The sequence below is a fragment of the Pseudoxanthomonas broegbernensis genome, assembly GCF_014202435.1.
GTDB lineage: Bacteria > Pseudomonadota > Gammaproteobacteria > Xanthomonadales > Xanthomonadaceae > Pseudoxanthomonas > Pseudoxanthomonas broegbernensis.
Window position 1 is genome coordinate 310,065 of record NZ_JACHGU010000003.1, and the last position, 21,153, is coordinate 331,217.

The 21,153-nt window shown below is 71.8% G+C and carries 22 protein-coding genes; 14 read left to right on the top strand and 8 right to left on the bottom strand.

Annotated features, from left to right (window positions below; genetic code table 11):
• Positions 1–2: 2 nt before the first annotated feature.
• The 3 genes from HNR76_RS08335 to cspE all read left to right on the top strand — a co-directional run bounded on the left by HNR76_RS08335 (position 3) and on the right by cspE (position 1,727).
• Entirely contained in the window at positions 3–587 is a 585-nt protein-coding gene (locus HNR76_RS08335; RefSeq protein WP_162309644.1) for a hypoxanthine-guanine phosphoribosyltransferase, read from the top strand.
• 52 nt (positions 588–639) lie between these two features.
• The gene (locus HNR76_RS08340) at positions 640–1,383 is read left to right on the top strand and encodes an S-methyl-5'-thioinosine phosphorylase (protein ID WP_162309645.1); all 744 of its coding nucleotides are present in this window, start codon (positions 640–642) and stop codon (positions 1,381–1,383) included.
• Positions 1,384–1,520: 137 nt separating this feature from the next.
• The gene (gene cspE, locus HNR76_RS08345) at positions 1,521–1,727 is read left to right on the top strand and encodes a transcription antiterminator/RNA stability regulator CspE (protein WP_162309646.1); all 207 of its coding nucleotides are present in this window, start codon (positions 1,521–1,523) and stop codon (positions 1,725–1,727) included.
• A gap of 127 nt (positions 1,728–1,854) precedes the next feature.
• On the opposite strand, the gene yfcF is transcribed toward cspE, so the two are convergent.
• The 3 genes from yfcF to HNR76_RS08360 all read right to left on the bottom strand — a co-directional run bounded on the left by yfcF (position 1,855) and on the right by HNR76_RS08360 (position 8,410).
• Positions 1,855–2,487: a glutathione transferase gene (gene yfcF, locus HNR76_RS08350; RefSeq protein WP_162309647.1), complete on the bottom strand. Its 633-nt coding sequence runs from the start codon at positions 2,485–2,487 to the stop codon at positions 1,855–1,857.
• A 106-nt stretch (positions 2,488–2,593) separates the two neighbouring features.
• Complete coding sequence (locus HNR76_RS08355) at positions 2,594–7,570, bottom strand: alpha-2-macroglobulin family protein (RefSeq protein ID WP_425503967.1); 4,977 nt, start codon at positions 7,568–7,570, stop codon at positions 2,594–2,596.
• A 42-nt stretch (positions 7,571–7,612) separates the two neighbouring features.
• Positions 7,613–8,410: a tRNA threonylcarbamoyladenosine dehydratase gene (locus HNR76_RS08360; protein ID WP_162309649.1), complete on the bottom strand. Its 798-nt coding sequence runs from the start codon at positions 8,408–8,410 to the stop codon at positions 7,613–7,615.
• Between the two features lie 96 nt (positions 8,411–8,506).
• Here HNR76_RS08360 and HNR76_RS08365 point away from each other — a divergent pair, with 96 nt between their 5' ends.
• Together HNR76_RS08365 and HNR76_RS08370 are read left to right on the top strand one after the other, a co-directional pair.
• Positions 8,507–8,941: a cytochrome c gene (locus HNR76_RS08365; RefSeq protein WP_162309650.1), complete on the top strand. Its 435-nt coding sequence runs from the start codon at positions 8,507–8,509 to the stop codon at positions 8,939–8,941.
• Positions 8,942–9,077: 136 nt separating this feature from the next.
• Positions 9,078–9,554 (top strand): glycine zipper 2TM domain-containing protein, encoded by a 477-nt coding sequence (locus HNR76_RS08370; protein ID WP_162309651.1) that lies wholly within the window; start codon positions 9,078–9,080, stop codon positions 9,552–9,554.
• Positions 9,555–9,644: 90 nt separating this feature from the next.
• On the opposite strand, the gene HNR76_RS08375 is transcribed toward HNR76_RS08370, so the two are convergent.
• Positions 9,645–9,854 carry a cold-shock protein gene (locus HNR76_RS08375; protein ID WP_162309652.1) on the bottom strand — a complete coding sequence of 70 codons (210 nt, stop codon included), beginning with the start codon at positions 9,852–9,854 and terminating at the stop codon, positions 9,645–9,647.
• 233 nt (positions 9,855–10,087) lie between these two features.
• Here HNR76_RS08375 and HNR76_RS08380 point away from each other — a divergent pair, with 233 nt between their 5' ends.
• From HNR76_RS08380 to HNR76_RS08395, 4 genes are all read left to right on the top strand, one after another.
• On the top strand, positions 10,088–10,573 hold the full coding sequence (locus HNR76_RS08380) for a DUF456 domain-containing protein (protein ID WP_162309653.1): 486 nt from the start codon (positions 10,088–10,090) through the stop codon (positions 10,571–10,573).
• A 34-nt stretch (positions 10,574–10,607) separates the two neighbouring features.
• Positions 10,608–11,798 carry a phospholipase A gene (locus HNR76_RS08385; RefSeq protein ID WP_211373151.1) on the top strand — a complete coding sequence of 397 codons (1,191 nt, stop codon included), beginning with the start codon at positions 10,608–10,610 and terminating at the stop codon, positions 11,796–11,798.
• On the top strand, positions 11,798–12,160 hold the full coding sequence (gene arsC, locus HNR76_RS08390) for an arsenate reductase (glutaredoxin) (protein ID WP_162309654.1): 363 nt from the start codon (positions 11,798–11,800) through the stop codon (positions 12,158–12,160). Before HNR76_RS08385 ends, arsC begins: the two co-directional genes overlap by 1 nt.
• 115 nt (positions 12,161–12,275) lie before the next feature.
• Entirely contained in the window at positions 12,276–13,436 is a 1,161-nt protein-coding gene (locus HNR76_RS08395) for an SGNH/GDSL hydrolase family protein (protein WP_162309655.1), read from the top strand.
• Here the strand turns inward: HNR76_RS08395 and HNR76_RS08400 are convergent.
• A complete protein-coding gene (locus HNR76_RS08400; protein ID WP_162309656.1) occupies positions 13,403–14,038 on the bottom strand; it encodes a glutathione S-transferase family protein in 636 nt (211 codons plus the stop codon). The two genes, HNR76_RS08395 and HNR76_RS08400, sit on opposite strands and share 34 nt — an antisense overlap.
• Positions 14,039–14,069: 31 nt before the next feature.
• Complete coding sequence (locus HNR76_RS08405) at positions 14,070–14,648, bottom strand: TetR/AcrR family transcriptional regulator (protein ID WP_162309657.1); 579 nt, start codon at positions 14,646–14,648, stop codon at positions 14,070–14,072.
• A 149-nt stretch (positions 14,649–14,797) separates the two neighbouring features.
• Here HNR76_RS08405 and HNR76_RS08410 point away from each other — a divergent pair, with 149 nt between their 5' ends.
• Together HNR76_RS08410 and HNR76_RS08415 are read left to right on the top strand one after the other, a co-directional pair.
• Positions 14,798–15,532: an SDR family NAD(P)-dependent oxidoreductase gene (locus HNR76_RS08410; RefSeq protein WP_162309658.1), complete on the top strand. Its 735-nt coding sequence runs from the start codon at positions 14,798–14,800 to the stop codon at positions 15,530–15,532.
• A gap of 74 nt (positions 15,533–15,606) precedes the next feature.
• Positions 15,607–16,203 (top strand): NADPH-dependent F420 reductase, encoded by a 597-nt coding sequence (locus tag HNR76_RS08415; RefSeq protein WP_162309659.1) that lies wholly within the window; start codon positions 15,607–15,609, stop codon positions 16,201–16,203.
• Between the two features lie 208 nt (positions 16,204–16,411).
• On the opposite strand, the gene rlmD is transcribed toward HNR76_RS08415, so the two are convergent.
• Complete coding sequence (rlmD, locus tag HNR76_RS08420; RefSeq protein ID WP_162309660.1) at positions 16,412–17,725, bottom strand: 23S rRNA (uracil(1939)-C(5))-methyltransferase RlmD; 1,314 nt, start codon at positions 17,723–17,725, stop codon at positions 16,412–16,414.
• 139 nt (positions 17,726–17,864) lie between these two features.
• Between rlmD and HNR76_RS08425 the strand changes: the two genes are divergently transcribed.
• Both HNR76_RS08425 and HNR76_RS08430 read left to right on the top strand, forming a co-directional pair.
• Positions 17,865–18,554 carry an Hpt domain-containing response regulator gene (locus HNR76_RS08425; protein ID WP_183982190.1) on the top strand — a complete coding sequence of 230 codons (690 nt, stop codon included), beginning with the start codon at positions 17,865–17,867 and terminating at the stop codon, positions 18,552–18,554.
• 29 nt (positions 18,555–18,583) lie between these two features.
• Positions 18,584–19,444: a 23S rRNA (adenine(2030)-N(6))-methyltransferase RlmJ gene (locus HNR76_RS08430; RefSeq protein WP_162309772.1), complete on the top strand. Its 861-nt coding sequence runs from the start codon at positions 18,584–18,586 to the stop codon at positions 19,442–19,444.
• 141 nt (positions 19,445–19,585) lie between these two features.
• Here the strand turns inward: HNR76_RS08430 and HNR76_RS08435 are convergent, their stop codons facing one another.
• The gene (locus HNR76_RS08435) at positions 19,586–20,506 is read right to left on the bottom strand and encodes a cation diffusion facilitator family transporter (protein ID WP_162309662.1); all 921 of its coding nucleotides are present in this window, start codon (positions 20,504–20,506) and stop codon (positions 19,586–19,588) included.
• Positions 20,507–20,590: 84 nt separating this feature from the next.
• Here HNR76_RS08435 and HNR76_RS08440 point away from each other — a divergent pair, with 84 nt between their 5' ends.
• The gene (locus tag HNR76_RS08440; RefSeq protein ID WP_162309663.1) at positions 20,591–21,133 is read left to right on the top strand and encodes a GNAT family N-acetyltransferase; all 543 of its coding nucleotides are present in this window, start codon (positions 20,591–20,593) and stop codon (positions 21,131–21,133) included.
• Positions 21,134–21,153: the final 20 nt, after the last annotated feature.

Below are 21,153 nucleotides of genomic sequence, written 5' to 3' on the forward strand. Positions count from 1 at the left end.
CGATGTCGAACCTGCTGATTTCCGAAGTCCTCGAAAAGTCCGACCTGCTGGTCGACCGCCCCGCCCTCGACGCGGCCATCGCCCGCATCGCCGACGCCATCGCCCGCGACTACATCGGCGACGTGCCGGCCGACCGCCTCGGCGACAGCTTCGTGCCGGTGTTCCTGACGGTGATGCACGGCGGCCTGCCGTTCGCCGGGCAGTTGGCGCTGGAACTGGGCGCGCGCGGCCTGGACCTGCAGTTCGACTACCTGCACGCCACCCGCTACCGCGGCCAGAACCAGGGCGGCGAACTGGTATGGAAGCACCGCCCCGCCACCTCGCTGTACGGGCGCCGGGTGCTGATCGCCGACGACATCCTCGACGAGGGCCACACCCTGGCCGAGGTGGGCCGCTGGTGCCTCGAGCAGGGCGCCACCGACGTGCGCATCGCCACCCTCGCCGTGAAGGACCACGACCGCTGCGTGGAAGGCGTGCGCGCCGACTACGTGGGCGTGCACGTGCCCGACCGCTACGTGTTCGGCTTCGGCATGGACTACCACGAGCAGGGCCGCAACCTGCCGGCCATCTACGCGCTGCGGGAATGACCGGCGCCGGCTTCCCGCCCGTTCCCTCGTCGCCTTCCCGGAGCATCGCCGCATGAGTTCCATCGACCTGGCCGTCATCGGCGGCACCGGCGTCTACCGCCTGGCCGCGCTGGCGGACGTGGAGACGCGCCACCTCGAAACCCCCTATGGCGCGCCCTCCGGGCCGCTGCGCATCGGCCGCATCGGCGATGCCCGGGTGGCCTTCCTCGCCCGCCACGGCGAGGGCCACGCGCTGCCGCCGCACCGGGTCAACTACCGCGCCAACCTGCGTGCGCTGAAGGACACCGGCGCGCGCCGGGTGCTGGCGCTGAACACCGTCGGCGGCATCACCGGAGCCTATGGCCCGCGCGTGCTGGCCTGCCCGGACCAGTTGATCGACTACACCTGGGGCCGCGAATCGACCTTCTGGGACGGCGAAGGCGAACCGCTGCACGTGGATTTCGGCCACCCCTACGCCCCGGCGTTCCGGCAGGCGGTGCTGGCCGCCGCCCGGGCCGCCGGCGTGCCCGTGGTCGATGGCGGCTGCTATGGCGCCACCCAGGGCCCGCGCCTGGAGACCAACGCCGAGATCGCGCGCATGCGCCGCGACGGCTGCGACCTGGTCGGCATGACCGGCATGCCCGAGGCCGGGCTGGCCCGCGAGTTGGGCCTGGACTACGCCTGCCTGGCGATCGTGGCCAACTGGGCCGCCGGCTGCGCCGACGCCGGCGAGATCACCCTGGCCGAAGTGCTGGACAACGTGGCCGCGGCATCGGCCGGCCTGCCGCACCTGGTGGAGCGGCTGGCCCGGGGCTGAGCGGCGGGGCCGGCCGGGTTACCGGTAACGCCGGAAACCGATGCGGCGGCGCGCATTGTCAGCCGCCGTCTGGCTTTGCATACTCGCGACGCGGCGGCTCGCCGCACTTCCGTCAAACGCAAGGACTACGCAGCATCATGGCCAACGGTACCGTCAAGTGGTTCAACGACGCCAAGGGATTCGGCTTCATCTCGCCGGAAGACGGCAGCGCGGACGTGTTCGCGCACTTTTCCGCGATCAACTCGAAGGGTTTCCGGTCGTTGAAGGAAGGCCAGCGTGTGAGCTACGAGGTGACCCAGGGCCCGAAGGGCGCACAGGCTTCCAACATCACCCCGCTCGACTGATCCCACCCGGACCGTCGCGCTTGGGAACCCCGCCGCGAGGCGGGGTTTTTTTTGTTCCGCCGGGCGCGGCCGAACGAACACCGCTTGCCTCGGTGAGGTGGCGCCAGCCACGCCGGACCGGACCGGCTCAACGCGGCGGACGCTCCATCTCCACCCACCCCCGCACCGTGGGCCGCTGCCATTGGCGCCGGGCGTAGCCGGCCAGCTTCGGCGGCACCGGGTCGTCGTTGAGCACGAGCCGGTTGAGCATGATCGCCAGGTCCAGGTCGACGATGCTCCATTGCCCGAACAGCGCTTCGTCGCCATTCGCCAGCAACCGGCCCGCGACGAAGAACAGCTTGTCCGCCGCCTCGCGCGCCTGCGCCGAGAGCGGCGCGGCGACCGGCCCGTAGAACACCACCTCGGTGGAGCGCTCCTGCCGGATCGGCATCAGGTCGGTCCGCAGCCATGCCTGGACCTGGCGCGCGCGCGCGCGCTGGCGCGGGTCGCGCGGGTACAGCGGCGTGCCCGGGAAGACCTCGTCCAGGTACTCGGCGATGGCCGAGGATTCGGACAGCGCGAAGCCGTCGTGCACCAGGGTGGGCACGCGGCCGGTCAACGACCGGTCCGCGTACGCCGGTGCGCGCTGCGCACCGCCGTCCAGGTCCAGGGTCGACAGCCCGAAGGCCAGTGCCTTCTCGTGCAGGGCCACGAACGCCTGCATGGCGAACGGGCTGACGAACCGGGAGTCGACGTAGAGATGCAGGGAGGTCGATGTCAAGGCAGGTCTCCTGGTGTTCGCCCGCCCGCCGCGAGGCGGGCGGGCATCGATGGTCCCGGCGCGCGCGCCCGGGCGCCGGCGGCACGCGTCGCGGACGGCCCGGCGCTCAGGGCTGGACCACCGTGATCTGCGCCGGACGCGATACGCCGGTGCCTCGCAGGGTGGGCTGGTACATGTCCTCGGCCTGCGGCGGCGGCACCACGTAGGTCCCCGGGGTGACCGCGCGCGCCAGGTAGAACAGGCGCGCGGTCCCCCGTGCGCGCAGCGACAGCGCCGCCACGTAGCGGTCGTCACGATACTCCTCGTGGCGCAGGTCGGCCGCCCCCGAGCGTTCGGACAGCGACACGCCCTCGATCTCCACGCCGTCCCATTGCGCGCCATCGCCCAGGTTGAGGTTTTCCGCCTCCAGGCCCGCCGGCAGCAGGTCGGTGACCAGGGCGTCGGGCATCGACGCCTCCGCCTGCACGGTCAGGCGCACGACCAGCACCTGGCCTTCCTTGAGCGTGCCGCCCTTCCACGGCTTGCCGTCGGGCAGGAACCAGTCGCGCACGATGCCGACCCGGCGCGTGTCCTCGGCCGGGGGCTGGCGCGGGATGCCGGCCACCTCCACGCTGGCGAAGAACGGGCCGCCCTCCGGCTCGAAGCGCACCCCGGCCGACAGCGCGGCCGCGTCCAGGCGGCGGGCGAAGGCGCCGGCCGGCTCCACCGCCAGTGCCTCCCCGCCGGCCAGGTAGCGGCCGGCGACCTTGCGGCCGTCGCCCGCCTCCAGCGCCCTGCCCAGCCGCGCCAGCGCCATCTGTTCCTGGGTGCTCAGCCACAGGCGGTCGCCGCCGTCGCGCCGCGCCTGCAGCGCGCGGGCCAGGTCCAGGGCGCGCGCGTCGTACTTGGCATCGGCATGGCCGCGTTCGTGCAGCAGGGCGATCATCAATGCGTCGTCGCGGATGCGGCTGCTGTAGTCGCCCAGGTAGGCCGGCCGCTTGTCCGGATCGCGGGCGAAGCCGTCGGCGATCGCGGCCGCGCCGCGCTTGCCGTCGCCCTGCATGGCCAGGGCCAGGCCCAGTTGCACCAGCGGCAGGCCGGTCAGGCTGTTGTCCTTCTCCTGGTCGTACAGGGCGCGCAGGGTGCCCAGCGGCGCGCGGTTGACCCGCGCCAGCACATAGCCGGCGTAGGCGCGGTTGGCGAAGCGCAGGTGCTCGCGCCGGTCGCGCCCGTAGAACTGCGGGCCGCCGGAAAGCAGATCCTCGGACAGGCGGTCCAGCGCCTTCTGCAGCACGCCCTCGGGCACGGCGAAGCCGGCCTCGCGCGCGTCGAGCAGGAAGTCGGCGACGTACGGCGTCAGCGCCGGTTCGGTGCCGCCGCCCTGGCCGCCCCACATGGAGAAGTGGCCGCTGCCGGACTGCATCGCCGCCAGGCGGCCGAACGCGCCTTCCAGCCGCGCCCGCCGCGCGGCCGGATCCAGCACCGGCCCCCCCAGGCGCTGCGCGTTCTGCGGGTCCAGGACCAGTGCCGCGTAGCCCTTGCTGGCGGTCTGCTCGGCGCAGCCATAGGGATAGTCGAGCAGGCCCCGCAGCGCGCTGGCGAAGGGAATCGGAGGCGTGGCCGTCACCCGCAGGTGCGCGTTCACCGTGTCCGCGATCAGGCCCTCGGCCAGCCCCGCGTCCAGCACCAGCGGCGTGCCATCCTCCAGCACCCGCGTCTGCGTGCGCAGCACCGACGGCCAGGCCGCGCGCACCGGCAGTTCGTAGCGGCGGTCCACCGCGTAGCCGCCGCCGTCCACGCGCACGCGCACCTTGGCCACCGCGTGGCCGGGCAATGCGGCAAGGGGGAACTCGAGCGTGGCCTTGGCGCCGTCGTCCAGGCGCAGGCCGCGCTCGCCCTCGCCTACCGACAGCGGCCCCTCGCCTTCCACGCGCACCCGGAACCCGCCCGCCGAACCGCTGAAGTTCTGCACGTCCAGGCTGACCGTGGCGCGGTCGCCCGGCGCCATCACCCGCGGCATCCCGGCCTCGGCCACCACCGGCGCGCGCACCAGCACCTCGGCGTCGCGCTTGCCGTAGCGGTCGCCCGAATACACCAGCGCCGACAGGCGCAGGGTCCCGTTGAAGTCCGGCAGGGGCAGCTTCAGCCGCGCGTTGCCCTGCGCGTCCAGCGCCACCGGGCCGGAGAACAGGTCCACGGTCTGCACCCGCGCGGTCGGCCGCCGCGCCTGCGGCAGCGCCTCCAGCGCCATGTCGCCGCCGAAGCGCAGCCGCGCGCTGCCGCCGGCGAAGCTCTCGATCACCCGCCCGTAGACGTCGTAGGCGTCGGTGGCCAGGCGCCGCTGGGCGAAGAAATGCGCGGCCGCGTCCGGCACCGGGAACCGGGTGATGTTGAGGATGCCCACGTCCACCGCCGAGACGGTGACATGCGCCTCCTGCCCGGCCAGTTGCGGCACGCTCACCGTCACCGGCAGTGCCTGCTGCGGGCGCGTCTGCGCGGGTGCCTTCAGGCCCACCGCCACGCGCCGGTCCTCGCGCCGCATCGGCACGTGGACCACGCCCACCGCCCGCGCCGGGGTGACCTGGCGGGTGGCCGAGCCGCCGCGGAACACCAGCGCGGTCACGTATACGTCGTGCCGTTCCCAGTCCTGGGTCACCGGGATCTCGAAGGTGCCGGCCACCTTGCCCTGCGCGCCGCGCAGCTCGATGTCCTGCACGTACAGCAGGCGGTCGGTTTCCACCAGCAGCACGCCGCGCCCCGCGTGCGGCGGGGTCACCGTCACCTTGAGCGTGTCGCCGGCACGGTAGCCGGTGCGGTCCAGGGCCAGCTTGACCTTGTCCGGGCGCGCGTCGGGGCCGCGGTTGTCGTCGCCCCAGCTCCAGCCGGCACGGAACGGGTAGCGCATGGTCAGGCCGGTGGCCGGATCGAGCACGTCCACCCGGTACTCGCCCCATTCCACCGCGAAGTCGAAGCGCGCGGCACTGGCGCCGGCGTCCACGCTGCGCGTTTCCACGTTCTCGAAGCGGCGGGTGAAGTCGTAGTCCCAGCCGCCGCCGTCGTCGTAGCGCCAGTGGTAGTCGCGCAGTTCGCGCACCAGCGTGACCTGCAGTCCCTGCGCCGGCTGCGGCGCGCCCTGCGCGTCCACCCGCACCAGCTCGAAGCGCGCACGGGCGTTGGCGTCGGCGCCATCGTCGGCGTCGAACAGCGGGCGCACGCCCACCAGCGCCGGCGCCGGCCACAGCACGCGCTGCAGGCTGCGGTTGACCGGGCGACCGCCGCTCTCGTGCACGCTGCCGGCCACGGTCACCGTCACCGGGGTGGCGGCCTTGGCCGCTTCCTCGGGCAGCGCCAGCTTGGCATCGACGCGGCCTTGCGCGTCCAGTTCGGTGTCCAGCACATCGCGCGGGTCGGTCGGCAACTCCACGGTGGGATCGCCGAAGAAATAGCCCGGCAGGGATTCCAGCGGCCGGCGCGCCACCGCCAGGGCCATGCGCGCGGTGAAGCGGTTGCCCGCCGCCGGCGCGCCGTACAGGTAGGCCGCCTGCGCCTGCAACTGCAGCGGCTCCCCGGGCCGGAGCGTGTCCTGCGACTTCGGCGCGGCCAGGTCCAGCTTCATCCGCTCCGGCAGGAACTCCTCGATCCGCAGGGTCATGCCCTGCACCGCATCGCGCCCGGCCGGGTCGGTGCGGAACTCCACTTGCCAGCGCCCGGTCGGCGCGTCCTCCGGGATCGCCTGCTCGAACGCGTACTGGCCCTGCGCGCGCGCCTCCAGCCGGGTCTCCAGGAACACCCGCCCGTCCGGCCGCTTCAGCCGCAGGAACAGCGGCTGGGCCTTGCCGTCGCCGTCCTTGCCCGGGGCGGGTGCCGGCAGGGCGCGGCCGTCGCCGTCGCGCAGCAGCGCGAAGATGCGCACGGTCTCGCCCGGCCGGTACAGGTCGCGGCCGGACCAGGCGAACACGTCGAAGTCCGCCTGCGCGCGCCCGCCCACCGCGAACTCGGAAAGATCCAGCGCCGGCTGGTTGAACGGCAGCAGCGACACGTCCTTGCCGCGCCGCGCCACCAGCACCTGGGCGGCGTCGAGGCGATGGTCCAGCAGGGCGTTGCCGTTGGCGTCGGTGGCCGACTTCAGCGTGGCCTCGCCTCCGGCGTCCAGCACCCGCAGTTCCACGCCTTTCAGCGGCTGGCCGTCGTGCAGGGAGGCGGCGTGCACGTACAGCGTGTCGCGGTAGGCGCGCGCATGCAGGCCGATGTCGCTGACGGTGAAGAAGGCGGTGTCGTACTGGTCGGCGAACTGCCCGACCCGGCGCAGCACCGCGAAGTACAGCCCCGGCTGCTGCAGCTCGGCGATCTCCTGCACCGGCAGGTAGTTGAGCACGCGCTCGTTGCGCTCGCCGCCCAGGACGAAGCGGTTGAGGTAGACCGGCTCGGCCATCTTGCGCAGCGGCACGTGCTCGCCGTAGCTGCGGTCCAGCTCCCAGCCGCTGCGCTGGCCGCCGCGCTGGTACTCGGAGAAGAAGCGCGGCAGCTCGTCCTCGCGCACGCGCAGGAATTCCACGTCCACTTCCGGCACGTTGACCGACACCACCGGCAGGCCCCGGCTCTCGCGCGCCGGCAGCACGCTGCCCTGCGAGGCGAAGCCGGCCACCGGGTCCAGCTCGCCGGTGTGCACGGTCTTCTCCAGCGCCTGCTCCAGGCGGCTGCCGTCGGCGGCGACCAGGCCGGCGGCCACGGTCACGGTGTAGTCGCGCGCCGGTTCGACGTAGGGATAGCGCAGGATGCGGCCATCGTCCGAGAGCGACCAGCCGCTGCCGTCCGTGCCGGCCGGCTCCACCTTCAGCAGGCTGTCGAAGTCCTGGGTGCCGACCAGCGGCCGCGAGAACTCCAGGGCCAGGGCCAGGCGCCCGTCGGCCTGGTCGGGCCAGGCGCGCACCAGTGCGAAACCGGTCACTTCCTCGCGCTGGGCCTGGAGCTTCTCGCCGCCGGCCTGCGGCAACTGCCCGCCCGGGTCGCGCCGGCAGCCGGAGGCCAGCATCGCCGCCAGCACGAGCAACACCGCCATCCCGCGCACCAGCCCCGTCCCGCTCCCGCCCGTCGCCATCCGCATGCGCCCGCGCTCCGATCCATGATGGGCGCAGTATAGGGCGGGCTACGCGGAAGGACGCGGCCTGAGCAGCATCTCCAGCGCCTTGCCGGCGGCGGCGAAGGCGAAGGCGCCGGTGACGTGCGTGGCCGCGCCCAGGCCCGCGCCGCAGTCCAGCTTCAGTGCCGCATCCGCGCCCAGCGCCGGGCGCAGCCCGCAGACGCTGCCGTCGGCCTGCGGATACTTCACGTTCTCCAGCGAATACACCGCCGGCACGCCGAAGTAGCGCTTCGGCGTCTTCGGGAAATTGAACTCGCCGCGCAGCTTCTTGCGCACCAGCGCCAGCATCGCGTCGTGCTCGGTGCGCGAGAGGTCGCGCACCCGGACCAGGGTCGGGTCGGTGCGGCCGCCGGCGGAGCCGACGGTGAGCACCGGCTGCTTGCGCCGCCGGCACCAGGCGATGGCCTCCACCTTGGAGCGGAAGCTGTCGCAGGCGTCGATCACCAGGTCGAACCCCCCGCCCAGCACCTGCTCCAGGTTGCCGCCGGTGAGGAAGGCCGGCACCGGCCGCGCATCGATGGCCGGATTGATCGCCCGGCAGCGCTCGGCCATCGCCTCCGCCTTGCCGCGGCCGTACTGCCCGGCGATGGCGGGCAACTGGCGGTTGGTGTTGGACACGCACAGGTCGTCGGCGTCGATCAGGTCCAGCGCGCCCACCGCCGAGCGCGCCAGCGCCTCGGCCACCCAGGAGCCCACGCCGCCCAGGCCGACCACGGCCACGCGCCGCGCCGCCAGCCGTTCCACCGCGCCGCGGCCGTACAGCCGGTCGATACCGGCGAAGCGCTCGTGCAAGGTCCCGTCCATCGTCCGCATTCTAGCGGCGGCCCGTCGCCGCGCGCCTGTCGCCCTGGGCAGCCCAGCGCCTATCATGTCGGCCGTCACCCGCCCGGAGCCCGCCAGATGGCCAGCCAGGAAACCCGCCGCCCCTCGTCCGCCGCCCGCTACCTGTTCGTGCTCCTCGCCGGGCTGGTCATCGGCGCCATCTGCACGGTGATGCTGGTGCGCGCGCTGAAGGCCAGGAGCGATCCTTTCCCCGAGGCGCTGATGCAGGTGATGGCCAGGCAGGACCGCGAGCTGCGCGCCAACGTCGCCGCCAACCGCTGCACCGCCAACGACGCCCTGCCGCGGCTGCAATCGCTGCGCGCCATGGCCAACGACGTGGAGACCGCCTTCCCCGGCCTGCGCGACGACCAGCGCTTCGCCGCCGCGGCCAGCGGCCTGCGCGCGACGCTCGACGCCACCCTGGCGGCGCCGCCACAGGACTGCGCGCAGTTGACCGCGGCGGTCGCGCGCATCGGCGAGGACTGCAAGGCCTGCCATCGCGATTTCCGCTGAACCGGCGCTGATGCCGGCGGTGCCGGCGCGGCCGGGTTGGCGCGGCGTTCACGCGGCCGGCCGGAGCATGCGCGGCATGGACGCGGCGGATTGCCCTCCCGCGCCCGCCGCTTCGGTCCCAACAAGGAGACGCGCCATGAAGTCCCGCATGCTCTGCCTCGCCGCCATCGGCACCCTGGCCCTGGCCGGCTGCAGCACGACCTCGCCCAACTACGGCTACGGCTCGTCGCCTTCCGGCTATCCCGCGTATCCCTCGCAGACGAGCTGCGCCGATTGCGGCATCGTCACCCGCATCGACGCCATCGCCTCCGGCCGCAGCGCGCCGTCGGCCACCGGCGCGGTCCTGGGCGGCATCGTCGGCGCGGTGGCCGGCCACGAAATCTCCGACAAGACCGGCGGCAGCAAGGGCAACCAGAACATCTCCGCGGCCGCCGGCGCGGCCGCCGGCGCGGTGGCCGGCAACGCCATCCAGAAGCGCGCGACCTCCGACACCTACAACATCCACGTACGCATGGACGATGGCCGCACCGTGGTCGTCAACCAGCGCGACCTGGACGGCGTGCGCGAGAACACCTACGTGCGCGTGGTCAACGGCAAGGTCGTGATCCGCTGACCGCAGCGCGCGGTCGACGGCGGGGACGACCCGGAAAAAGGAACGGCCCGCACAGGCGGGCCGTTCCGGTACGGCGGGCCCGGACCGGGCTCAGGCGGCCTGGACTGCGTCCGCCTGCAGGCCCTTCTGGCCCTGGACGACGGTGAAGCTGACTTTCTGGCCTTCCTTCAGGCTCTTGAAGCCCTGCATCTGGATGGCACGGAAATGCACGAACACGTCCTCGCCGTTCTCGCGACTGATGAATCCGAATCCCTTGGCATCGTTGAACCACTTCACGGTGCCCGTCTCGCGCTCTGCCATTACTGCTGACTCCTCGAACTTTGCGGGTGGTGGTTACGCCGCTGCCGCGGCGGCTGGTTGCAAGGAGTACGCGAGGTGCAACAGACGTGGCGGACCGCCGGGAGGGTCCCGCCGCACCAGGCCACGGACCACGGTGACCTTGCCAAGCGCAGCGGCCCCAAACTTAACCCGCGTTCAGGGGGATTGCAATCGTACCCCCATGCTCCCCACAGACCCCTCGTGAGCCTTCTCCCATGGACCTCTCCGCCCTGTGGTACGTGCTCGCCGCCCTGCTGATCCTTGCCGGTCTGGCCGGGGTCGTCCTGCCGGCCCTGCCCGGCCTGCCGCTGATGTTCGGCGGCATGCTGCTGGCCGCCTGGGCCGGCGGATTCGAGCGGATCGGCGCCCTGGCGCTGGCGGCGCTGGGCGCGCTGACCCTGCTGTCGGTGGCGGTGGACCTGCTGGCCACCGCGCTCGGCGCGCGGCGGGTCGGCGCCGGGCCGCTGGCGGTCTGGGGCGCGGCGCTGGGCACCCTGGCCGGCCTGGGGTTCAGGCCGCTGGGGCTGCTCCTGGGCCCGTTCGTCGGCGCCCTCGCCGGCGAGCTGTGGCACAGCCGCGCCTTGCTGCGCGCCGCCCACGTCGGCCTGGCCACCTGGCTGGGCCTGCTGCTGGGCACGGTCTTGAAGCTGGCGCTGGCCTTCGCCATGCTCGGGCTGTTCATCCTGGCCTGGTTCTTCTGATCCCGCGCGAGCGCATACGTCCCTGGAGCACGCCTTGAACCGGACCCGCCGCTTCGTCCCCGCCTTGTGCGCGCTGGCCGCGGGCGTGGCCGCGCCCACGGCCGCGCAGGAGATCACCGCCCACCCCGCCACCGCGCAGGCCTGCCTGGCCATCGTCTCCGGGGCGCAGCGCCTGGCCTGCTACGACACCGCGCTCGGCTATGCCGCCTCGACCCCGCAACAGGCCGACGATGCCGCGCAGGAAGCCGTGCAGCAACTGGAGGAGCAGCGCCTCCGCGAACGCGCCGCCGCCGAACCGGCAGAGGACGCCGGCGCGCGCGCGCGCATGCGCCAGCGTGCCGGCGAACTGTTCCGCCGCGACGACCTGGACCCCGCGCCGGCCGCACGGGCCACCATCGCCAACGCCGGCCGCGGCTCGCTGCTGGACAGCCGCTGGGAACTGGCCAAGGACTCCAAGCTGGGCCTCTTCCAGTTGCGCGCGTACAAGCCGGTCTACGCGCTGCCCGCGTTCTGGACCAGCCACGTCAACCGGCGCCCCGCCTCGCCGAACCCGAACAACACCGCGACCGCCCCGGAGGACCTGGAAGCGGTCGAGGCCAAGTTCCAGCTCAGCTTCAAGACCAAGGTCGCCGAGGACCTGTTCGGCGACAACGGCGACGTGTGGGTGGGCTATACCCAGAGTTCGCGCTGGCAGGCCTACAACTCGGAGTTGTCGCGCCCGTTCCGCGAGACCAACTACGAGCCCGAGGCCATGCTGGTGTTCCGCAACAACTACAGCCTGTTCGGCTGGAAGGGGCGGATGATGGGCCTGAGCCTGAACCACCAGTCCAACGGCCGCGGCGACCCGCTCTCGCGAAGCTGGAACCGGGTCATCCTCAGTGTCGGCCTGGACCGCGAGAACTGGGCACTGGTGCTGCGCCCGTGGTACCGCATCGAGGAAAGCGCGCGCGAGGACAACAACCCGGACATCGACGACTACCTCGGCCGCGGCGACGCGCTGCTGGTCTACAACCGCAACGGCCACGAGCTGAGCCTGACCGCGCGCCATTCGCTGCGCGGCGGCGAACATTCGCGCGGCGCGCTGCAGTTCGACTGGGGCTTCCCGATCAACAACCTGCTGCGCGGCCACGTGCAGGTGTTCGATGGCTACGGTGAGAGCCTGATCGACTACAATCACCGGGCCACCTACGTCGGCGTGGGCTTCGCCCTGCTGGAGTGGTTCTGATGCCCGCCGGCGCGCAGGCGACGATCTGGCACAACCCGCGCTGCTCCAACTCGCGCGGCGCACTGCAACTGTTGCGCGAGCACGGGATCGAACCGCGGATCGTGGACTACCTGGCCCGGCCGCCGGACCGCGCCGCGCTGCTGCGGGCGGCCGCCGACAGCGGCGTCGGCCTGCGCGGCCTGGTGCGCGACAAGGAAGCGATCTACCGCGAACTGGACCTGGACGGCGCCGACGATGCGGTCTTGCTGGACGCCATGCTCGCCCACCCGGTGCTGATCAACCGGCCGGTGGTCATCACCGCGCGCGGCACGCGCCTGTGCCGGCCGCCGGAAACGGTGCTGGAACTGCTGCCCGGCGGGTGACGCCGGCCCGGGCCGGCAGCGCGGAACAGCCGGTGGCGCATCCGTGGCCTTTCCTGCGGACGGCCCGTCCCGGCCGGTACGATAGGCGCCCATTGCGCCAGGGGAAGCCGCACCGATGAAGACGCTCGTCCACGCAACCGCCCTGGCCGCCTGCCTGCTGTGGTCCACGGCCGCGCCCGCCGCATCGCCGACGGTCTCGCGCATCGACGCCCCGCCCCCGGGCGCCGTGCCGGCCCCCATGGCCAGCGGCGGCCGCGTCGTCCTGGACGAGGCCGGCGGCGTGAAGCGCGCGGCCTTCCAGTGGCCCGGCGCGTATTTCGAGACGGCCTTCCACGGCGACGGCATCGTGTTCGAGATCGGCCCGGGCCAGGTCATCGTCCACGTCGAGGCCGACGGGCGGCTCGTGCAGACGCTGGTCGAGCCGGCCGGCGCCTACCGCATCGCCGGCCTGGGCCGGGGCGAGCACACGGTCCGCATCGACGTGGCCACCGAGAGCCAGGCCGGCGCCAATCGCTTCGACGGCTTCCTGCTGCCGGCCGGCGCCACTGCGCGGCCCCTGCCCGCGCGAGCGCACCGGATCGAATTCATTGGCGACTCGCACACGGTCGGCTACGGCAACACCTCGGCCAGCCGCGATTGCAGCCAGGCCGATGTCTGGGCCAGCACCGACACTACCCGCGCCTTCGCGCCGCGGGTGGCCGGCCACTACGATGCCGACTACCGGGTCCATGCGATCTCCGGGCGCGGCGTCGTGCGCAACTACGACGGCGCTTCCGGCGACACCCTGCCGCAGGCCTATCCGTATGTCTTGTTCGACCGTTCGGCGGCCAACGACGACGCATGGCAGCCGGAGGTCGTGGTCATCGCCCTGGGCACCAACGATTTCTCGACCCCGCTGCGGCCCGGCGAGAAGTGGGAGACGCGCCAGGCCCTGCATGCCGACTACCAGCGCACCTATGCCGGCTTCGTGCGCGCGCTGCGCGCGCGCTACCCACGGGCGCATTTCGTGCTCTGGGCCACGGACCTGGCCGACGGCGAGATCATCGCCCAGGCGGCGGAAGCGACGGCGCTGCTGCACCGCTCCGGAGAAACGCGGGTGAGCTTCCTGCCGGTGCGCGGCCTGGCCATGGAGGGCTGCCATTGGCATCCCTCGGTGGCGGACGACCGGCGCATCGCCGACCTGCTGATCCGGCACATCGACGACCTGCCGCTCTCGCCCTGGCGGGAATCCTCCGCCGGGGATCAGGTCCAGTCGGCGATGCCTTCGCGCCGGTAGACCTCGGCGAAGGACGGCCGCGCCTTCATGCGCCGCGCGTGGGCATGCAGCGCCGGCCAGCCGTCGCTGGGCCGCGGCATGTTGCGCGACCAGCGCATCAGCATGGTCAGCACGAAGTCGGCGGCCGAGGGCCGTTCGCCCAGCAGGTATGGGCCATGCGCCTGCAGGTGGTCGTCCACCTGCTGCCAGGCCGTCTCCAGTTGCGCGCGGGCGCACGCCCTGGCCGCGTCGGCGTTCGCCTCGCCCGCCGGTTCGTGCGGGTAGAACCAGCCCCGGTAGGCCGGCATCAGCGTGTACACGCAGAAGCACATCCAGCGGTAGTAGGCGCCGCGCGCCGGGGTGCCCGGGGCCGGGGCCAGCCGCGCCTGCGGATGCAGGTCGGCCAGGTGCATGGCGATGGCCGCCGACTCGGTCAGCACCTGGCCGTCGATCACCAGCGTGGGCACGCGCCCGGTCGGATTGATCGCCAGGTAGTCCGGCGCCTTCTGCTCGCGCCGGTCGAAGTCCAGTTGGCGCAGCTCGTGCTCGACGCCCAGCTCGATCAGCAGCCAGTGGACGACCAGCGAAGCGGTGCTCGGCGAGCCGTAGAGGACGGTGGACATGCGCGGCTCCTTGAGGCCGGTACGAAAGCGGTCAACCCATTGTCTTCTTGGCATCGCTGCCAGGCCGGCTTGTCAGGATGGCGCTCGTAACGAGGTCAACGAGACGGTCCGCCCGTGACGCGAATGAGGGTTGGTCGACCGCCCAGCCGAGGGCCGTTATCAGGGCGAACAGGTCGTCGCCATTCATATCGGCGCGCGCCGTTCCCTCGCCCTGAGCACGGAGCAGTAGTCGCGCGCCCGCTTCGTGCACCGCTGCGCACGAAGCATAAAGCGCGGAGTCCGGGTTCGTGTGGGCGGCCGCCATCATGGCGACAACGCCCCTATAGCCTTGGGTGAATGCCACCAGTTCCCGAAACCAGGACAGGAGCGCTTGGTCAGCCGAAGTCGACGTTTCGAGTTCGTCCGCCTTCTGCGTCAGTGCGTCGAGATGGGTACACAGCAACGCTTCGAACAGGGCTTCTCGCGTCGGGAAATGTCGAAGCAGTGTGGCCAACCCGACGCCGGCCCGGCGGGCGATATCGCGCATCGACGCATCGGCCCCATGCTCGGCGACGACGTCACGTGCGACCGTGAGAATTTGGCTGCGATTTTTTTTTGCGTCGGCTCGCATGATTTCCTTGACAAGTGGACCACTGATCCATATAAATGGATCAGTGGTCCACTTGTGAGGTCCAGGATATGGATCGGTGGTCCACAAGATACCGCCTCCCTGCACCCATGGGAACAGCGGCGCTGTCCATACAATCAAAGGTGAACGTCATGGGAAAGCTCGAAAGCAAGGTTGCAGTCATCACGGGGGGCGCTACCGGCATCGGCCGCGCCGCCGCGAAGCGCTTCATCGAGGAAGGCGCCTTCGTCTTCATCTTCGGCCGTCGGCAGGAAGCGCTCGACGCCGCCGTAGCCGACCTCGGACCCAATGCCCGTGCGGTGAGGGGCTCGGTTTCCGATCCAGCCGACCTCGACCGGCTCTACGCGGCGGTGAAGGCCGAGCGCGGAACCCTCGACATCGTTTTCGCCAACGCCGGGACCGGAAGTCCGCTTCCGCTCGGCAAGATCACCGCCGAGCACATTGATAAAACCTTCGACACAAACGTGAAGGGTACGATTTTCACGGTTCAGAAGGCGCTGCCTCTGATGGACCAGGGCGGTTCGATCATCCTGACCGGATCGAGCGCCGGCACCACGGGCGCCCCGGCATTCAGCGCCTACAGCGCGAGCAAGGCGGCAGTGCGCAACCTCGCGCGGACCTGGGCGGAGGACTTGAAGGGCACCGGCATCCGGGTAAACGTGCTGTCGCCCGGGCCGACGGCGACCGAACTCGCGAAGGAAGCGCTGGGCGAGGAGGGCATGAAGGTATTCGCCTCGATGAACCCGCTCCAGCGCATGGCCGAGCCGGCGGAGATCGGGGCCGTGGCTGCCTTTCTCGCGTCGCGGGACAGCAGTTTCATGACCGCCAGCGAGGTCGCTGCCGACGGCGGCCTGGCGCAAATCTGACGCACCACGCCCAGCCGGTCGCTCCATTCGACATTCGGAGCCCCTAGGGCACGGTAAACCATAAGGAAAACATTATGAGCTACGCAATTATCGGCTTCGGCAAGATCGGCCAGGCTCTTGCCAAGGCGTTTGCCCGAAGCGGCATCGAAGTATCCGTTGCGACCACGCGCGGCCCGGAAAGCTTTGCGGCCGATGCGGCCGCGATCGGGCCCACGATCATCCCCCAAACGCTGGCGGAAGCCGTCAAGGCGGACATCGTCTTCTTGGCGGTCCGTTTCGAGTCGCACCCGGATGTCGCCAAGGCACTCCCCACCTGGCAGGGGAAGATCGTCGTCGATGTGACCAACACCCGCGTGCCTCCCGAGGAACTGGGAGGACAGCCTTCCTCCAAGGTCGTCGCGCAGGCATTCACCGGCGCAAGACTGGTCAAGGGCTTCAACCATCTGGTCGCCGCGGTCCTTGGCCAAGATCCGGCCATACAGGGTGGCAGGAGAGTGGTGTTCCTGGCGAGCGACGATGACGGCGCCGCAGCGGAGATTGGTGCGCTTGCGGAAAACCTCGGTTTCTCGCCGATCGAACTCGGCGGGCTTTCGGAAGGTGGACTGCTTGTGCAGGCACGTGGAAATAGCTGGGGTCAACTGATCTTCAAGGACTTGGTCAAGTTCGACTGATGGGTCGTGCATGAGCACTATCGGCATCATTGACAACAGGGACGCTCGGCGCCGCCCCGGCCGGGGACATCGTCATCCTGGCGGTTCCCCACTCCGCCGTCATCGACGCGGTGAAGCAATACGGCGAAAAGCTGGCAGGCAAGGTGGCGCAGACCCGCCAAGCACGGTGCCGGGGGGCATCGTGAAAAGCCACCCGCAGCGGCGAATCTCAGCGCTGGAACAGCGCGATGCTCTCCACGTGCGCCGTGTGCGGGAACATGTCCATCACCCCCGCCGACACCAGCCGGTAGCCGTGCTCGTTCACCAGGAAGCCCGCGTCGCGCGCCAGCGAGCCGGGATGGCAGCTCACGTAGACGATCCGCTCGATGTCCCGCAGCGGCAGTTGCTTGAGCACTTCGTCGGCGCCCGAGCGCGGCGGGTCCAGCAGCAGCCGGTCGAAGCCCTGGCGCATCCACGGCGTGCCACGCTGGTCCTGGGTCAGGTCCGCGGCGAAGAACCGCGCGTTGTCCAGCCCGTTGCGCTGCGCATTGGCCCGCGCCCGCGCCACCAGGCCCGCGTCGCCCTCCACGCCCACCGCCTCGCGCACCTGCCGGGCCAGCGGCAGGGTGAAGTTGCCCAGCCCGCAGAACAGGTCCAGCACCCGGTGTTCCGGCCGCGCGTCGAGCATCTCCAGCGCAAGCGCGATCATCTTCTCGTTGAGCTTGGCGTTGACCTGGATGAAGTCCAGCGGCTCGAACGCCAGCTCCACGTCCCACTGCGGCAGCCGGAACGACAGCGCCGGCGCCTCCCCGTCCAGCGGATGCACGCTGTCGATGCCCTTGGGCTGCAGGAAGACGGCGAAACCCTGCGCGCGCGCGAACGCGCCCAGCGCGGCGCGGTCGGCCTCGCCCAGCGGCACCAGGTGGCGCACGGTCAGGGCGATGGCGTCATCGCCGGCGATGAACTCGATCTGCGGGATGTGTGCGCGCGCCTGCAGGCCGTCGACCAGCGCCGATAGCGCCTGGATCTTCATCCCGATCTCCGGGACGACCGTGTGGCACTCGCGCAGGTCGGCCACGAAGCGCGGGTCCTGCTCGCGGAAGCCGACCAGGGTCTTGTCCTTCTTGTCGACCCGGCGCACCGAGAACCGGCCCTTGCGCCGGTAGCCCCAACTGCCGGCGGTCAGCGGCGGCAGCACCCGCTCCGGCGCGACCTTGCCGATCCGCTCCAGGTTCTCCAGCAGCACCCGCTGCTTGGCCACGATCTGCCGGTCCTCGGCCAGGTGCTGCAGCACGCAGCCGCCACAGGTGCCGAAGTGGGGGCAGCGCGGCGCCACCCGCTCCGGCGAGGCCTCCAGCACTTCCAGCGTGCGCGCCTGGTCGAAGCGGCGGCTGCGCGCGGTGGGCTCGGCCAGCACCGTCTCACCGGGCAGCGCGCCGTCGACGAACACGGCCTTGCCGTCGGCGTGGCGGGCCACGCCGCGCCCGTCGTGGCTGAGGTCGAGGATGTCGGTCCGGAAGGGGGTGCGGTCGAATCGGGCCACGTGGCGCGGGCTGCGGGGCGGACAAGGCCGGCCATTGTCTCAGATCGAAGGCGCCCGCCGTGCCCGAACCGTGACCGGCGTTGACATTCTTCGCCCCCGGCAAGGCTAAGATGCGCCCAGCCGACAAGGAGTCAGCCATATGGAACTGCGCGATCCGCCCACGCTCCCCCATATCCTGCTGGTCGAAGACGACACGATCAGCCAGGCCTATTTCCGCGCCGTGCTCGAATCCCTGCCCGCCCGGGTCGACGCGACAGCCACGCAGGCCTGCGCCCTGGCCCGGGCCAGGGCCACCCGGTACGACCTGTGGCTGATCGACCTGAGCCTGCCGGACGGCACCGGCACGGAGCTGCTGGCGCAATTGCTCGACCGCTGGCCGCAGCCGCCGCCGGCCCTGGCCCATACCGCCGAGGCCGGCCCAGGCCCGCGCGCCGAAGCGCTGCGCGCCGGCTTCGGCGACCTGCTGGTCAAGCCGGTGTCCAGTGCCGGCCTCGCCGCGGCCGTGCGCACCGCCCTGGCCGCCGGCGTCGCCCTGCCCGACTGGGACAACGCCGCCGCCGCGATCGCGCTCAACCACGACCCGGCCAACGTCAAGGCCCTGCGCCGGCTGTTCCTCGACGAGCTGCCGGGCGCCCACGCCGCGGTGGTGGACAGCGCGCGCAAGGGCGATGCGGCGACGCTGCGGGCGCGGCTGCACCGCCTCCAGGCCAGTTGCGGCCTGGTCGGGGCGCCGCGCCTGGCCGACGCAGTGGAGTCGCTGCGCCGCACGCCCGAATCGCACGCGGCGCTGGAGCGCTTCGACCACGCCGCGCGCGACCTGATCCGCTGAGGCCGGACATGCCGGCTTACACTGCCGGCATGAACTACCGCCACGCCTTCCATGCCGGCAACCACGCCGACGTGCTCAAGCACGTCGTCCTGCTGGCCCTGATCGACGCCCTGCGGCGCAAGGACGCCCCGTTCTTCGTCCTGGACACCCATGCGGGCCGTGGCCGCTACCTGCTGCAAGGCAAGGACGCCGGGCGCACCGGCGAGGCCGCCGCCGGGATCCTGGCGCTGGCCGGCGCGAAGGACCCGCCAGCGGCCGTGGCCCGCTACCTGCACGAGGTGGCCGCCGACAACCCCGTCGACGCCCTGCTCGCCTATCCCGGCTCGCCGCTGCTGGCCGCCCGCGCGATGCGCGACCAGGACCGGCTGGCCGCCTGCGAACTGCAGCCGGAAGAGGCCGCCGAACTCAAGGCCCTGTTCGTGCACGACCCGCGCGTGGCCGTGCACGCACGCGACGGCTATGGCGCGGTGCGCGCCCTGCTGCCGCCCCGGGTCGACGGCCTGCGCTATGCCCGCGGCCTGGTCCTGGTCGACCCGCCCTACGAGGCGCAGGACGCCGAATATCCCTTGGTGGCGCACGCCCTGCGCGAAGCGCTGGAGCGCTGGCCGCAGGCGACCTGCGCGGCCTGGTACCCGGTCAAGCAGCGCCGCAGCCTGCTGCCGTTCTTCCGCAAGCTGGAGGCGATGCCGGCCCGCTCGGCGCTGCTGGCCGAGCTGCTGGTCCGCCCCGACGACTCGCCCCTGCGCCTCAACGGCAGCGGCATGGCGATCCTCAATCCGCCGTGGAAGCTGGACGAGGCACTGGCACCCGCCCTGCCCTTCCTGCAGCGGAAACTGGGCGAAGCCGGCGCCTCGACACGGCTGGAGTGGCTGAAGCGCGAGGCCCGCTGAGGGTCCCACCGCGACCCGGTTCATCCCGGCGGCCCCGGCCGCGCCCATAAGAAACGCGGACCCAGCGCGCGCGGACGCGGCGCGCGCGGACGTGGCGGGCCGGATGCGCTGTGGCTGTCGGCGATGCCCCGGCCGCCCGTCTCAGGCCGGCTTCGGCTCCGCCCCTTCCGGCTCGAAGAAGCTCCAGCGCACCACCGGGAACTCCCGCTTCAGCGCCCGCTCGACCTGGTCGATTTCACGCAGCATCCGCTCCCCGTCCCGGCTCTGGCGCATCCGCGCATGGATCGACACCAGCACCTCGTTGCCCTGCTGCAGGGTGATCAGGTGCAGCAACTCGGCGATCTCCTCGCGCCCGTCCAGGAACCGGCGGATCTGCGCCTGCAGCAAGGGGTCCACGCTCTGCCCGATCAGCATCGCCTTGACCTCGATGGCCACCAGCACCGCGATCACGATCAGCAGCGCGCCGATGACGATGGTGCCCAGCGCGTCCCACAGCGGGTTGCCGGTGGCCACCGCCAGCAGCACCGCGGCCAGCGCGAACATCAGGCCCAGCAGCGCGGCCAGGTCCTCGCCGAAGATCACCACCAGCTCGGCCTGGCGGCTCTCGCGGAACCACCGCCACAGGCTGCGCGAGCCGCGCGCCTTATTCACCTCGTGCAGGCAGGCCCGCATCGAGACGCCCTCGGCGACGATGGCGAACACCAGCACGCCCACCGCCCACCCCCACTGCCGCAGCGGCTCGGGGTGTCGCAGCTTGTGCACGCCCTCGTACACCGAGAACATGCCGCCGACGCTGAACAGCATCACCGCCACCAGGAACGACCAGAAGTAGATCGCCCGCCCGTAGCCGAGCGGGTACTCGGGCGAGACCGGCCGCGCCGCCTGGCGCAGGCCCAGCAGCAGCAGGAGCTGGTTGCCGCAGTCGGCCAGGGAGTGGACCGTCTCGGCCAGCATCGCGCCCGAGCCGGTGACGAAGGCGGCCACGCCCTTGGCCACCGCGATGGCGAAATTGGCGCCCAGCGCGAAGAAGATCGCGCGGGTGGAATCGCCGTTGCCCGCCATCGCCGCGCCCTCCACCGTGTCCGCGCGGATTCTAGCAAGCCGCCGCACTCCACCACCGCGCCGCGAATGTGGGAATATCGCCGCATGCCACGCAATCGGCTTCCCCCCTGGCACGAGGAGTTCGTGCTGCCCAACCGGCGGGCGATCCTGATCCGCCCGATCCGCCCCGAGGACGCGGCGCCGCTGCAGGGTGCGTTCGACCTGCTCGGGCCCGGGGAGATCCGTGCCCGCTTCGCCGGGCAGGACGGGCTGGACAAGGCCGCCGCCGCGCACCTGGCGCGCCCGGACCCGAGGATCGAGCTGGTCCTGGTCGGCGCCGAGCCGCTGCCGCCGGGCGAGGCCATGATCGCCGGCCTGGCCCGGGCGCGGATCGTGCCCGGCACGCGCCAGGCCGAGTACGCCATCCTGCTGGGCGGCTACGTCGCCGGCCTGGGCCTGGGCCGGCACCTGATGCAGAAGCTGGTGAAGTGGTCGCGCGGCCGCTACCTGGACCGCCTGTACGGCGACACGCCCGAGAACAACGCGCCGATGCTCGACCTGGCCGCCTCGATGGGCTTCCGCCCCAGCCTGGAAAGCGGCGTGCCGCCCGGGCTGATACGGCTGGTGCTGGACCTGCAGGACACGTAAGCGAACCCGGCCCCGCGTGC